The sequence below is a fragment of the Ancylomarina subtilis genome (genome assembly GCF_004217115.1).
GTDB lineage: Bacteria > Bacteroidota > Bacteroidia > Bacteroidales > Marinifilaceae > Ancylomarina > Ancylomarina subtilis.
The window spans coordinates 212579-227270 of record NZ_SHKN01000001.1 but is presented as its reverse complement, the minus strand read 5'-3'; the positions used below and the strand labels follow the sequence as shown (position 1 = coordinate 227270).

Annotated in this window: 14 protein-coding genes; 10 read left to right on the top strand and 4 right to left on the bottom strand. The window is 37.5% G+C overall.

Going from position 1 to position 14692, the window contains the following annotated elements; genetic code table 11:
* The first annotated feature begins 4 nt into the window (after nt 1–4).
* Nucleotides 5–886, top strand: a complete 882-nt coding sequence (locus EV201_RS00880; RefSeq protein WP_130305519.1) for a lysophospholipid acyltransferase family protein — start codon at nt 5–7, stop codon at nt 884–886.
* Between the two features lie 62 nt (nt 887–948).
* Here EV201_RS00880 and EV201_RS00875 read toward each other — a convergent pair whose 3' ends face one another.
* From EV201_RS00875 to pta, 3 genes are all read right to left on the bottom strand, one after another.
* A complete protein-coding gene (locus EV201_RS00875; RefSeq protein ID WP_130305518.1) occupies nt 949–1401 on the bottom strand; it encodes a nuclear transport factor 2 family protein in 453 nt (150 codons plus the stop codon).
* A 124-nt stretch (nt 1402–1525) separates the two neighbouring features.
* Entirely contained in the window at nt 1526–2731 is a 1206-nt protein-coding gene (locus EV201_RS00870; protein ID WP_130305517.1) for an acetate/propionate family kinase, read from the bottom strand.
* A gap of 52 nt (nt 2732–2783) precedes the next feature.
* Nucleotides 2784–3785 (bottom strand): phosphate acetyltransferase, encoded by a 1002-nt coding sequence (gene pta / locus EV201_RS00865; RefSeq protein WP_130305516.1) that lies wholly within the window; start codon nt 3783–3785, stop codon nt 2784–2786.
* Nucleotides 3786–4037: 252 nt separating this feature from the next.
* Here pta and EV201_RS00860 point away from each other — a divergent pair, with 252 nt between their 5' ends.
* Nucleotides 4038–6974 carry an FAD-binding and (Fe-S)-binding domain-containing protein gene (locus EV201_RS00860; RefSeq protein WP_130305515.1) on the top strand — a complete coding sequence of 979 codons (2937 nt, stop codon included), beginning with the start codon at nt 4038–4040 and terminating at the stop codon, nt 6972–6974.
* Nucleotides 6975–7047: 73 nt separating this feature from the next.
* Here the strand turns inward: EV201_RS00860 and EV201_RS00855 are convergent, their stop codons facing one another.
* Entirely contained in the window at nt 7048–7737 is a 690-nt protein-coding gene (locus EV201_RS00855; RefSeq protein ID WP_130305514.1) for an HAD family hydrolase, read from the bottom strand.
* A 277-nt stretch (nt 7738–8014) separates the two neighbouring features.
* On the opposite strand from EV201_RS00855, the gene EV201_RS00850 reads away from it, so the two are divergent.
* The 8 genes from EV201_RS00850 to EV201_RS00815 all read left to right on the top strand — a co-directional run bounded on the left by EV201_RS00850 (nt 8015) and on the right by EV201_RS00815 (nt 14567).
* On the top strand, nt 8015–8425 hold the full coding sequence (locus EV201_RS00850) for a DUF134 domain-containing protein (RefSeq protein WP_130305513.1): 411 nt from the start codon (nt 8015–8017) through the stop codon (nt 8423–8425).
* 5 nt (nt 8426–8430) lie between these two features.
* Entirely contained in the window at nt 8431–8748 is a 318-nt protein-coding gene (locus EV201_RS00845; RefSeq protein WP_130305512.1) for a NifB/NifX family molybdenum-iron cluster-binding protein, read from the top strand.
* A 19-nt stretch (nt 8749–8767) separates the two neighbouring features.
* Complete coding sequence (locus tag EV201_RS00840) at nt 8768–8950, top strand: DUF5320 domain-containing protein (RefSeq protein WP_130305511.1); 183 nt, start codon at nt 8768–8770, stop codon at nt 8948–8950.
* 201 nt (nt 8951–9151) lie between these two features.
* Entirely contained in the window at nt 9152–9493 is a 342-nt protein-coding gene (locus tag EV201_RS00835; RefSeq protein WP_130305510.1) for a NifB/NifX family molybdenum-iron cluster-binding protein, read from the top strand.
* Between the two features lie 64 nt (nt 9494–9557).
* The gene (locus EV201_RS00830) at nt 9558–10430 is read left to right on the top strand and encodes a nucleotide-binding protein (RefSeq protein WP_130305509.1); all 873 of its coding nucleotides are present in this window, start codon (nt 9558–9560) and stop codon (nt 10428–10430) included.
* On the top strand, nt 10427–11326 hold the full coding sequence (locus EV201_RS00825; RefSeq protein WP_130305508.1) for a P-loop NTPase: 900 nt from the start codon (nt 10427–10429) through the stop codon (nt 11324–11326). The genes EV201_RS00830 and EV201_RS00825 overlap by 4 nt, the downstream gene beginning before the upstream one ends.
* On the top strand, nt 11323–11754 hold the full coding sequence (locus tag EV201_RS00820) for an acyl-CoA thioesterase (protein ID WP_130305507.1): 432 nt from the start codon (nt 11323–11325) through the stop codon (nt 11752–11754). Before EV201_RS00825 ends, EV201_RS00820 begins: the two co-directional genes overlap by 4 nt.
* A gap of 338 nt (nt 11755–12092) precedes the next feature.
* Nucleotides 12093–14567: an FAD-dependent oxidoreductase gene (locus EV201_RS00815; protein WP_130305506.1), complete on the top strand. Its 2475-nt coding sequence runs from the start codon at nt 12093–12095 to the stop codon at nt 14565–14567.
* Nucleotides 14568–14692 lie beyond the last annotated feature (125 nt).

Sequence of the window (14692 nt, the reverse complement as noted above, 5' to 3'; positions counted from 1 at the left end):
TAAAATGACACGAATCTTATATTATCTGATAATAAAACCGCTTTCTCTACTTCCACTTAGATTATTATATCTGATATCGAATCTTTTATTTCTAGTCTGCTATTATTTATTATCGTACAGAAAGTCTATAGTCGTATCAAACTTAAAGGCTTCTTTTCCGGAAAAAAACAAAACTGAGATTAAACAAATTACGAGAAAGTTTTATCATTTCTTCTGTGATTTCATCGTTGAAAGCCTCAAATGTTTTAGTATCAGCGAAAAGCAGGCTTTAGATCGTTGTAAAATTACAAATCCAGAAATCCTGGATAATCTTTACAGAAATAATAAGAGTATTGTATTGGCCTCAGGTCATTACAACAACTGGGAAATGGCAGCTGCTTGTTTAAACCTTTCTCTCAAGCATCAGGCGGCTGCCCTTTATAAACCCTTAAGCAACAAATTCTTCAACAAAAAATTCATCGAATCCAGATCGAAATTCGGAATCGAACTGATCCCAAAGAAAGAAGGGAAAGATTATCTTAAGAATAATACTGATCGAAATCTAATCATTGGTTTTGGTTGTGACCAGTGCCCTAAGAAGTCAAAAAACAATTTATTTTGGACACGATTTTTAAATCAGGATACGGCTATCATGTTTGGAACAGAGAAATATGCGATTGAGTTTAATTATGCTGTTATTTTCATGAATATGACCCGAGTTAAACGCGGCTACTACGAGATTGATTTACAAATTATTGAAGAAAATCCTTGTTCGACGAGCTACGGTGAAATCAGTAAAAAACACACGCAACTACTCGAAGAACAGATCAGACGCGATCCTGCTTATTGGTTATGGACACATAAGCGCTGGAAACTCAAAAGGGATCCTAATGAAACACTACATTAAAAACAAAAAGGCGATTAAAATTCAGAATCCTAATCGCCTTTTTCTTATTCAAAATTACAGATCTATGATGGTAGTTTATAAAAGATCTTGTTCACCATTTTCCAGTTTCCCTTAAATTTATATAAAGAAATATAATCGATATAGGTTAGCTTCTCTCCCACGTAAAATTCAATTTTAGCTACAGCTGCCGTCCCGGTTATGTCTATGGACAAAAATTTAATGGATACAGGATTCTCCTTTCTGGGTAGTTTCCCCTCTTTCAATTTCATTTCAGTTTTCTCTTTCCATTTACCAATAGGCAGTTTCCACATTTCTTCCTCCTCACCTATTCCCAAAAGAACAAAGCCCGGATGAATCCCTTGATCTATTTTAGTAAGATCACCCTCATTCTGCAAGCCTTCAACATACGAGGTCTGAATTACTTTTTTTATGGCTTGCTTCTCAACTTCAAGATCCTGGGCGGAAACCATATTTATAACAAAAAGCATTACGACTAAAAAGCATATTTTTTTCATGAGTCAATTTTTACGGTTAATAACAATCTAATATACAACATTGTTAAACAAAACCCAGCTGAAAGAAAACAAAAAAAGACCACCTCTTTAAAGGTAGTCTTTCCTGAAAATATGTTTAAGCCAATTAAAGTGCAGAAACAATACGTTGTGTATCCTTAGCAATAACCAACTCTTCATTGGTTGTTACAACCATACACTTCACTTTAGAATCTTCAGTAGAAATGATCGCATCTTTTCCACGAAGACCTTTATTCTTCTCGAAATCGAAGTTCATTCCTAAATAATCGAATTTACCAGCAACTTTTTCACGAGTTACAGCATCATTCTCACCAATACCACCAGTGAAAAGAATCAAGTCAACACCACCCATAGAAGCGGTATAAGAACCTACAAAACGCTTCACTCGGTACGCGAACATATCCAAAGCCAATTGGGCTCTTTCGTTTCCTTCAGCAGCCGCATTTTCAAGATCTCTCATATCTGAAGAAATACCTGAAACACCTGCCAAACCTGACTCTTTATTGATCAAGTTATTGGTTTCCTGAATCGATAAATCCTTCTTCTCAGCAATATATAATAACGCACCAAGGTCAAGATTACCAGTACGAGTTCCCATCAAAAGACCTTCATTAGGCGTGAATCCCATTGAAGTTTCAATAGATTTACCACCATCAATAGCACAAACAGAAGCACCATTACCTAAGTGGCAAGAAACGATTTTTTTATCTTCAATATTCCAACCTAAGATTTCACAAGCTTTGTTTGCAACAAATTTATGAGATGTTCCGTGGAAACCATACTTACGAACCTTCAAATCTTCGTAGCATTCGTATGGTAGGCCATACATGAAAGCTTCTTTTGGAAGAGTTTGGTGGAATGAAGTATCAAAAACAGCTACTTGTGGCAAACCTGGCAATAATTTTTCAATTGCTAAAATACCTTCAAGGTTAGCTGGGTTATGAAGTGGAGCCAACTCGCAACAAGCCTTAATATTGGCTTTCGCTTCTTCAGTAACAAAAGCAGAATCCTGGAAATATTCACCACCGTGAGCCACACGATGACCCGCAGCGTTAATTTCTTTAATGTCAGAGATTACACCATGATCAGCATCAACTAAAGCAGCAAGGACTAAGTTAATACCAACAGAATGGTTAGGAATATCCTGAACTGTTTTGAACTTATCTTTCCCCTCAGGCTTGTGAGTTAATACACCATTGTCAAGACCAATACGTTCAACCAGACCAGAAGCTAAAAGAGTTGCCTCTTCGCCCATGTTCAAAATTTGATACTTTAATGAAGAACTTCCGCAATTTAAAACTAAAACGTTCATTAGATTTTGTTTATTATTTGTTTGATTAAGATTCTATTTCTGATTTCTCAACTTACATGCCTGCAGCCTGATTTGCTGTAATAGCAACCAAGTTTACAATATCGCTAACTGAACAACCTCTTGAAAGATCGTTGATAGGAGCAGCCATACCTTGCAATACCGGACCTACTGCTTCTGCACCCGCTAAACGCTGTACCAGTTTGTAAGCAATATTACCAACTTCAAGTGTTGGGAATACCAATACATTGGCTCTACCAGCAACTTCAGAATTTGGAGCCTTGCTCGCACCAATCGCCTCAACAATAGCAGCATCAGCTTGCATTTCACCATCAATTAAGAATTCCGGAGCCATTTCTTTAGCCAAACGAGTTGCTTCAACAACCTTATCAACCATTTCGTGCTTAGCCGATCCCATAGTAGAGAAGCTCAACATTGCTACACGAGGTTCCATATTCGCAATCGCTTTTGTTGTTTTTGCTGTTGCAACAGCAATCTCAGCCAATTCACTTGCTGTAGGATTGGGATGAACAGCACAGTCAGCAACAACCAACATACCATTATCACCAAATGTTTTATCTTTTAAGATCAGGATAAAAGCACCTGAAACAACTGAACAACCTGGCATTGTTTTCACAATCTGAAATGCCGGACGTAAAACGTCACCTGTCGCATTTAAAGCTCCGGCAACTTCACCATCAGCATCACCTGCTTTAATCATTAGTGTTGCCAGGTAAAGCGGATCTTTAACAAGCCCCATAGCTTGCTCCATAGTCATCCCCTTCTTCTTACGAAGTTCAAACAAAATCTCAGCGTATGCTTCCATCTTATCATGATTTTCAGGATCGATGATAATCGCATTGCAGATGTTCTCTAAATTCATTCTGCTAGCTTCAGATTTGATTGTTTCAGGATTTCCAATCAAAATAATCTGTGCAATTTTTTCTTTCAAAAGGATATCTGCAGCTTGCAAAGTTCTTTCTTCAGTTCCTTCAGGAAGAACAATCTTTTTACCATGCAGCTTTGCATTCTCCTTAATCTTTTGCAATAAGTCCATTGTGAGTCAGTAATTTATGTGTTTTTGTAATCTCGACATTGCGAAATTAGATATAAATGCCCAAAATGCATTTGGAAAGCGTCCATTTTAACACATTTTAAAGTGTATTAATATTCATTCTTGATAAGAAGATTTTTTAATATCTTAGAGGGAATTTAGCTAGAATATCTATACCGTTAAGTGTTCCTTTAGCTATCGAATAAAACAAAGCCTTTAAAAGATATCAGTATCTTATAAACTTGAAATAGATTCATGCAAACAACAGATAAATTCCAAAGCTTTTCAGCAACATTCGAAGGTGAATTTCATAGAGATCAAAGTACACGTTTAATCTACGCTACCGATGCATCAGCATACAAAGTATTACCTCTGGCCGTTGCCTATCCTAAAAACGAATCAGATCTAAAAAAGCTCATTTTATTTGCCCGCAAAGAAGCTTTATCTCTCATACCACGAGCAGCCGGCACATCATTGGCAGGTCAGGTCGTTGGTGATGGTATTGTGGTAGATATCTCCCGGCATTTTACTCAAATTTTGGAATTAAATAAAGAAGAAAGATGGGTTCGCGTTCAACCTGGAGTTATCCTCGATGAACTTAATCTTTACTTAAAAGACTATGGCTTATTTTTTGGTCCCGAAACCTCTACCTCGTCTCGTTGTATGATTGGGGGCATGTTAGGCAATAATTCTTGCGGCTCACACTCCTTAATTTATGGAAGTACTCGCGATCATACTTTAGAGGTAAAAACCCTGCTGAGCGATGGATCAGAAGCCAGTTTTTCCACTTTAAGCGATGAAGAATTTCATGCGAAGTGCAAGAACAAAGGAGTCAAAGCCAGCTTGGAAACAAAAATCTATCAACATATCCGTGAAAAACTTGAAAATCCAGAAATACAGAAAGCTATACGACAAGAATTCCCGGATACTAAAAATCACCGACGCAACACGGGATATGCTCTGGATTTACTACTTGACTCACAAGCGTTCGATTCAAACTACAAGGCTTTTAACTTTTGCAAACTACTAGCTGGTTCTGAAGGAACCTTGGCTTTCACCACTGAGATTAAACTCAATCTGGTACCCGCCCCTCCTGAAGAGCAAGCTTTAATATGTGCCCATTTTACCTCTCTTGAAGAGGCTATGCAAGGCAATTTAATTGCTTTGAAATACAAACCTGGTGCAGTCGAACTAATGGATGCAACCATACTGAAACTTTCCGAAGGCAATATGCTTCAAGCTAAAAACCGGTTCTTTATTAAAGATCAACCCGGAGCTTTGCTGATCATTGAATTTGCCCGAGAAAGTCAGGATGAAATCGATGAAATTGCTCAAGCCATGGAAGCTGATTTCAAAGAGAATCAACTTGGCTACCACTTTCCCATAGTCAGAGGAAAAGAAAATATCAAGCGTGTATGGGATCTGAGAAAATCAGCCTTAGGTGTCCTTTCTAATCTACACGGCGATGCCAAGCCTGTTTCCGTGATTGAAGACACTTCTGTTTTACCTGAAGTGCTCCCTGAATATATTGCTGAGTTCAAAAAGCTTTTAAGTAAACACGGGCTTTCCTGTGTCTTTCACGCTCATATTGGTTCTGGTGAAATCCACCTGCGCCCTATTCTGAACCTAAAACAAGAAACTGATAGAGAAAAGTTCCACAGTATTGCTTTAGATACAGCCAAACTGGTAAAAAAATATAAGGGATCGCTCAGTGGTGAGCATGGCGATGGTCGTTTACGTGGGGAGTTTATTCCCTTAATGGTAGGTGATACCATTTATCAGGTTTTTAAAGAGATTAAAGACGTTTGGGATCCTCATCATATTTTCAATCCTGATAAAATTGTAAACACACCTAAAATGAATACCCATTTGCGGTACAATAACAATCAGAAAACAAAAGAACTGAAAACCTATTTCGACTTCTCCGAAGATGGGGGGATCATTCGTGCTGCTGAGCGTTGCAATGGTTCGGGCGATTGTCGAAACACACACAAAACGGGGAGAACCATGTGTCCCAGCTATCAGGCCAGTTTGGATGAAAAAAGTACAACTCGTGCCCGTGCTAATCTCTTAAGAGAATTTTTATCGTATTCTGAAGCTAAAAACCCATTCAACAGCAAAGAACTTTACGACGTTCTGGACTTGTGCCTCTCTTGTAAGGCCTGCAAATCGGAATGCCCCTCGAATGTGGACATGGCTAGGCTTAAGGCTGAATTTTTGCAGCATTATTACCAAAGCAAGGGCGTACCATTAAGAACCAGATTAATTGCCAATATTAACAAGATCAATCAACTGGGAAGTGTAGCACCTAAGCTATATAATTACGTGAATCAACACCCCAAATTTGGAAGCTTTATAAAAACACAACTCGGTTTTGCCAAAGAAAGGAGCATTCCCAAACTGCATCAAACAACATTAAAGTCCTGGGCAAAAAAGCATAATCATTCGAATAATGGAAAACAAAAAAAGGTTTACTTCTTTGCCGATGAATTCACCAATTTTAATGACACAGAAATCGGTATAAAAGCCATTCAATTATTGGAAAAACTGGGCTACGAGGTCATCATCCCCAAACATTTGGAAAGTGGTAGAACTTATCTGTCAAAAGGTTTGGTCAAACAGGCACAGACGATTGCCAATAAAAACATCAGGCTCCTAAAAGGTATTATCAGCAAAGAAACGCCCCTCGTTGGAATTGAACCATCAGCTATTCTGACCTTTAGGGATGAATATAAAAATCTCGCAAATCAAGAACTGAAAACATCAGCGATTCAACTTTCTGAGAATTGCCTAATGATTGAAGAGTTTCTTTGGCAAGAAATGCAAGCCAGACGAATTAAAAAAGAACAGTTTACTGATGAAACTAAAGAAGTGAGTTTCCATGGGCATTGCTACCAGAAATCACTGGCCTCTACCCTGCCTGTTAAGGAAATCTTATCCTTCCCTGTGAACTATTCTGCAAGTGAAATTGATTCCGGTTGTTGTGGCATGGCGGGTTCCTTTGGCTTCGAAGCTGAACACTATCAGCTAAGCATGCAAATTGCCGAACTCAAACTCCTTCCCGCCGTTCGAAACACAAAACCCACAACTCTCTTGGCAGCTTCGGGCACTTCTTGTCGTCATCAGATTAAGGATGGCAGCCAACGTGATGCAATGCATCCTGTAGAGGTCTTATTTGATGCCTTGATTTGATTAAATGATTAAAGGCAAAAAAAATCCCTGCTTCAACAGAAACAGGGATTTTATATATCTCATTTAGACTATTCTAATTAAAGAATTTCAAGTCCAGAATCTCTTTCATATCTTTCAATTCGAATAGCTTGTCGTGCTGTACAGGTTCAGCCAACTGCTCGTGATCCCAGGTGTACTGATAAGGCACATAAGCACCATAGCCACCGATATTAAGAACTGGCAAAATGTCCGATTTCATCGAGTTACCAACCATCAGAAAGTTTTCAGGCTGAATCTTTTTCCTATCAATTATTTGCTGATAAGCTTCATCATTCTTTTCACTCACAACAATCACATCAGAAAAATACTTTTCCAAACCAGATTTCTTCATCTTTCTGTTCTGATCCAGCAGATCCCCTTTAGTGATTGTAATCAGATCGTGATTGTGAGACAATTTCTCAAGCACATCCTGAACTTGATTCATGGGCTGCACAGGTTCAGTCAACATTTTAGCTCCAAGAGCCAAAATCTTAGCAATTAATTCGCCTGGAATTTCTCTAAAAGATAGACTCAGTGCTGCCTCTATCATCGAAAGCGTATAAGACTTCACACCGTAGCCATACAACTTCAGATTTTTAATCTCAGTAGAATGCAAACGCTCTAAAACCGCTTCCTTACACCCATAATCACTTAATATTTGAGCATATTCATTTTGGGTTTGATAAAAATAGTTTTCATTACCCCATAATGTATCGTCTGCATCAAATGCAATCAAATCAATCATCTCTTAACCTTCTGTAATTCTATTTCAAATTCATACATGTAACCATCCATAGAATCAAGCCCATATATTTTCTGCAAAAATAGAGCAATTCGGCAATAATAAAAGGACAAATGAACATTTAGTCGAAAAAAATAGAATTAATCACAAATCCTGACTTAAATAATATCGTATAATTTATTCTTCCAAATAGAAAAAAAGCAAACTTGTTTTTGCGAAATGAGAATATTCTCAATATATTTGTAGTGAGAATATTCTCAATATAAATATTAAATGCCTTATGCCCAGAAGAACGAGACTTAGAAAAGTAGTAGCTCCACCAGAGTTTAAAGGCTACAAACCATACGGAACACACAACAGTTGCAAAGAACATATAGAATTACTTTACGAAGAATATGAAGCGATTAAGTTAGCAGATTACGATTTAATGAATCACAAAGAAGCATCTGAGCTCATGGGAGTCTCAAGACCGACCTTTGCGAGGATATATGAAAGTGCAAGACGAAAAATAGCAATGGCATTCGTAGAAATAAAGGAGATTAGAGCCGTTTACGGTAACACACAAATGGATAACAATTGGTTTCTATGCAATGCCTGTCATGCAAGGTTTACTATACCTAATAACTTAAAACAGAATATCTGTCCTATTTGTTCATCAAAAGAAATTGAATCATTAAACAATCAAAAATAAAGCTCATGAGTAATATCGTTATCACATCTTCAGGAAATGAATTAACGTCACAGTTTGACAAACGCTTCGGTAGAGCTGAATGGTTTTGTCTATTAGATAGTAAAACTAAAGAAAGCCGATTTATTAAAAATGAGTTTATCAATTCTAATCATGGTGCCGGAACAAAAGCAGCCGAGTTAATGATCGAGTTAAAGGTTGATAAAATTATATCTGGCGATTTTGGCCCTAAGGCAAAAGAACTACTGGAAGAACTGAATATACAAATGGTCATTATTCAAGATTCTACAAGCATACAAGAAATTATTAAGAGGATTATTGTTTAATCGTAAAAAAGGAGGAGTTATGCCAAGATTTGATGGAATGGGCCCTGAGGGGAAAGGTCCCCAAAGCGGTCGAGGTCTGGGAAAATGTAATGCCAATAAAAAACGTATGGCTGAACACACAGACGACGAGAACCCTAAGGAAACTAACAATTTAGGCCTGGGTAGAAGCCGAAGAAATCAGAGACGAGGGAAAGCTAATTAATTAATTTCTCAGGATTGGAAAAAAGAGTTTGTCCAAAACTTGTATTAAGACAACTAAGGATTCTTAAAAGACACAAAAAATTAGGTTTGGAAAAAAGTCATATCCGTGTTATTAAAATTAAGAATCTAAATATTTTGGACATTCTCTTTTATTTAACTCACTATACAATAACAAAATATTAACCCAATAAATAATAAACAGATGAATAAAAAAATTGCGATACCTGTTAACAACGAAAATATTCTAGATGCCCACTTTGGACATTGTAGCTATTTTGCTATTCTTAATATTGAGGATGGAAATCTGGTTTCTGAAGAAAGATTAACTCCTCCTCCACACGAGCCAGGATTACTACCTATGTGGTTAGCAGAAAGAGGTATTAGCGACATAATAGCTGGTGGAATGGGGCAAAAAGCCATTCAGATTTTCAACCAAAACGGCGTTAATGTTTTTGTGGGAGCTCCAAAACTATCTGCAACAGAATTGATTGATGCCTATCTAAATAACAACTTGACTTTTACAGCGAATTACTGTGATCATTAATCACTCAATTCAAATAATCGGTGTAAACGTACTGCACCGATTATACATTTAATACCCATATACAATGCCATACAAAATTGCCATCGCAAGTGGAAAAGGTGGTACTGGTAAAACAAGCGTTTCAGTCAGCATGCAACACTTTATCAGAAAACAATTTACAAATCAGGTTCAGCTCATCGATTGCGATGTAGAGGAACCCAATGATATTCTTTTCTTTCCCAATGCAAAAAAGAAAAACTCAAAAATAATCACTCAACGGGTTCCCAAAATAGACAAAAACCAATGTAACTTCTGCAAAAAATGTGCTGATTATTGCGAATTTAATGCCATCAGTATCATTCCATCAATTAAAATGGCTAAAGTAAACTCAAGCCTCTGCCACTCTTGTGGTGCATGCTTGGTCGCCTGTGAGCAGTCTGCTATAAAAGAAACTGAACAGCCCATAGGTCTAATGAACTTTTATCATGAAAAAAATCATATCAATTTAATTGAAGGGGAATTGAAGATAGGTTCCGCCATGCAAACACTTGTGATAAAAGAGGTCAAAAAACAAGCGTCTAAACAAAGTCAAATTATTCTCTACGATGCACCTCCGGGAACATCATGCCCTGTAGTTGAAACTATCAGTGATGTAGATTTCATCATTCTCGTATCAGAGCCAACTCCATTTGGTTTACACGATTTAAAATTGATGGTAGAATTACTCAAAGAATTACAAAAACCCTACAGTGTTATTATAAACAAGGCCGGAATTGGTAATCGGGATATCTACACATATTTAAAACAAGAACAGATAGAGATATTGGGTGAAATTCCTTTTGACCAAGAGTATGCGACCAATTATGCCAATGGCAGTTTGTTGAAAACAATACCTCAAAAAATATCAAAGGAATTTGAGATCATAACAGATAAACTAATAAAAAGGGTATACGCATGATGGAAATGACGATTTTAAGTGGAAAAGGAGGAACAGGTAAAACCTCTATCACTGCAGCCTTATCGGGCTTAGTACAATCGGCCGTTTTATGTGACAATGATGTTGATGCTGCCGATCTACATTTGATACTACATCCTGATATTATAGAAGAACATGCCTTCGCAAGTGGTTGGAAAGCTGAAATAGATACTTCAAAATGTAAACGTTGTGATATTTGCCTAAGCCATTGCAGATTCGACGCGATACACACTAATGCGGCTGAAAAACTCGTTATTAATCCTTTTCAGTGCGAAGGTTGTCGATTGTGCGAACGCATTTGTCCTGAGCAAGCTATTCGATCCGAACAATACACTAACAATTACTGGTACGTTTCAAATACGCGCTTTGGTACTTTAGTGCATGCTAAAATGGGTCCCGGTGAAGAAAACTCCGGCAAACTAGTCACTCAGGTTCGTAAAAAAGCCAAAGAAATTGCACTCACGAATCAAAAAGAATGGATCATTAACGATGGACCTCCAGGTATAGGATGTGCAGCTATCGCCTCATTAACAGGAACCGACTTAGCTTTAATTGTAATTGAACCTAGCAAATCAAGCTTACACGATGCTGATCGTCTTATTAAGCTGATCGAATCGTTTAAAATTCCTGTATTTGCTCTTATCAACAAATTTGATTTAAACCTTGAACTAAGTCAATCTATAGCAAATTACCTAAAAACAAAGAATATCCCTTTAGTGGCTAAAATTCCATTTGACAAAGCCATGGTTCACGCCATGATCAACAAACAAACCATTGTGGAATATCAACCAAACTCCAATATTTCTAAAGAAATAAAGAAACTTTGGCATAAAATACAATTAAGTACACATACAATCGATTTACACCCAACCATATGATACAAGATAAAATACAACTAAGACCCCGATACAGTGAGGTTGACCAGATGGGTTATGTCTATCATGCTAACTATGTAACTTACTGTCATCAAGCCAGAACTGAACTGTTAAGAAAGTTTGAGTTAAATGACAAATATCTTGAAGATATGCAGATCATGATGCCAGTGATAACTTTTAATATTGAATACAAAAAACCAGCTCATTACGATGAACTCATTAGTATCACAACAAGAGTAAAAGAAATACCCAAAACCCGGTTCTACTTTGAATTTCTAATTACTAATGAAGAAGGTCACATACTAAGCAAAGCCAACTCAACAGTTGTTTTTGTGGATAAAATATCCAGAAGTCCTAAAATAGTCCCCGACTTCATTGCAAAAAAACTTCAAGCTAATTTCAAACCAAGTTTAAATCCTGCACTCACTTAATACCAAAGACTTTTTTTCTATTAACTCGTATAAGTGCAACATCCACAATACATCATACCAAAACATCAATGCATTTATTATAAGCAGATTATAATAAACTATGAGTTTATAAACACCTAAAATAAGTTTCTTCATACTCAAAAATAATTAACCACCAACTGAATTTCATAATAGAACCAAAATTCTAAAATATGAACATATGTTCAGAAACATATTCTAGAACATATCACAAAATTGCCGTTTTGTAGTATTGAAGTCAGAGGATATATTATATTTGCACCCAATATATATGGATATCTACATATAAAGATAAAAACACTGAGATAAAATAGAATAACATGACAAAATATTTAATTGTTGGAGGTGTAGCGGGTGGAGCAACAACCGCTGCCCGCCTGAGAAGAATCGACGAATCAGCTGAAATCATCATGTTCGAAAGAGGCGAACATATTTCTTACGCCAACTGTGGTTTACCTTATTATGTGGGTGGTGTAATAGCCGAAAGAGAAAAACTTTTACTTCAAACACCTGAGAGTTTTAAGGCTCGATTGAATGTTGAAGTTCGTGTCCAGAATGAAGTGATTGCGATTGACACCGCGAATAAATCAGTTGAAGTCAAAGATTTAACCAACAATAGCTCTTATAATGAAAGCTACGATAAGCTAATCGTTTCGCCAGGAGCAGAACCTATCAAACCACCTATTCCAGGTATTAAGGACGAGGCGATTTTCACGGTTCGTAATGTTAGAGATACCGATAAGATCAAATCATTCTACGATGAAAAAAAGCCAAAGAAAGCGGTTGTTGTAGGTGCAGGGTTCATTGGTCTTGAAATGGCCGAGAACTTACATCATATGGGAATGATGGTTACCATTGTTGAGATGGCCGATCAGGTAATGACACCTCTTGACTATGAAATGGCTGCAGAAGTACACATGCACCTAAAAACCAAAAATGTTGAGTTTTACCTAAAGGATGGCGTTTCTGAATTCAAGCGCGAAGGGGATAAACTAAACATCCACCTGCAATCGGGCAGAAAAATAGATGCCGATATGGTTATACTATCTATTGGTGTCCGTCCTGAAACCAAATTGGTTAAAGAGGCTGGAATTGAACTAGCTCCAAACGGAGGGATTAAGGTAAACGAATACTTACAAACCAATAATGAACACGTTTATGCCTTAGGCGATGCCATGGCTTTCCCACACCCAATTACAGGAAAATATACCAACGCTTACCTTGCTGGACCAGCGAATAAACAAGCCCGTATGCTTGCCGATAACCTGGTTAATGGGCATACTAAAAAATATAAGGGGGCAATTGCAACAGCTATTGCTAAAGTATTCGATATTACAGTTGCTTCTACGGGATTAGCTGAAAAAGTGTTGAAGAAAGAAGGCATTAAGTATATTTCAAATATTACTCACGGTGCATCCAATGCAGGTTACTATCCGGGAGCTATGCCAACCACCATTAAAATCATGTTCGATCCTGAAACAGGAAAATTGTTTGGTGGACAGATCATTGGTTACGTAGGGGTTGACAAGCGCATAGACATGATTGCGACTGTTCTAAAAAACAACGGAAGCATTTACGATCTTCAGGAGATTGAGCATGCCTATGCCCCACCTTTTTCATCTGCAAAAGATCCGGTTAACCAAGCTGGTTTTACAGCAGGAAACATCATCGATGGTTTGGTGAAGATCATCCATTGGGATGAATTGCACCAGATGAATGCTTCGGATAACTTTATTTTGGATGTGAGAACACCAGATGAATTCGAATTGGGACAAATTGAAGGTGCTGTTAACATTGAAGTGGATAAAATACGTGAGCGTATTGATGAGATTCCAAAGGATAAGAAAATTATCATTTATTGTGGCGTTGGCTTGCGTGGTTATTTTGCCGCACGAATCCTAATGCAAAAAGGCTTTAAAGATGTGGTCAACCTAAGTGGTGGATACAAAACCTACGAGCACGCTACCTGTAAGCAGAGTAACGAAGATATCTTCGGATCTAGTTATATCGCTAAAGATGGTCACATCTATCGTGGGAAAGATAAAGATGCCGGGGCAAAAGAGATCAAAACCATCGATATTGATGCCTGTGGATTACAGTGCCCTGGCCCCATTATCAAACTAAAAAAAGAAATTGACAAACTTGAAGATGGACAACGCCTTCGTCAGAAAGTGACCGATGCCGGATTTGTAAAAGATGTGGCTTCATGGTGTAAGATGACAGGTAATAAGCTGATTTCTTGTGAGTCTGAAAAAGGGTTTATCTCAGCGGTTATTGAAAAACAAAAAAAGAACGGAGCATCTCTCAGTTCAGATGTTATCCTGCCAAAAAACAAAACTATGGTGGTCTTCTCCGATGATATGGATCGTGCCTTAGCCTCACTTGTGATTGCCAATGGTGCAGCTGCCACAGGAAGCAAGGTAACCCTGTTTTTCACCTTCTGGGGATTAAATATCATTAAAAAGACCGATAAGCCTAAGGTTCAGAAAGACATGATGGGTAAGATGTTTGGCAAAATGATGGCCAGCAGTGCCAATGATCTGAAACTTTCGAAAATGAACATGATGGGTATGGGATCGAAGATGATGAAAAAAAGAATGCTTTCGAAGAAAGTAGATTCATTGGAAGATTTATTGCAAACGGCTATGGACAATGGGGTTGAAATGATCGCCTGCCAAATGTCGATGGACGTGATGGGTGTTGATCAGGCTGAATTGTTGGATGGGGTTCAAATTGGTGGCGTTGCTACTTATCTTGAAGAAGCCGAACAATCAAACGTCAACTTGTTTATTTAAGACTAAAACAGTAACACCATAATCTTAAAAAGGACTGCCCTGAGGTGGTCCTTTTTTTTGTATCCAACACCAACTTGAACAGACATAATCTCATTATTATAAATATGATAGAAAACTTGAAGCTG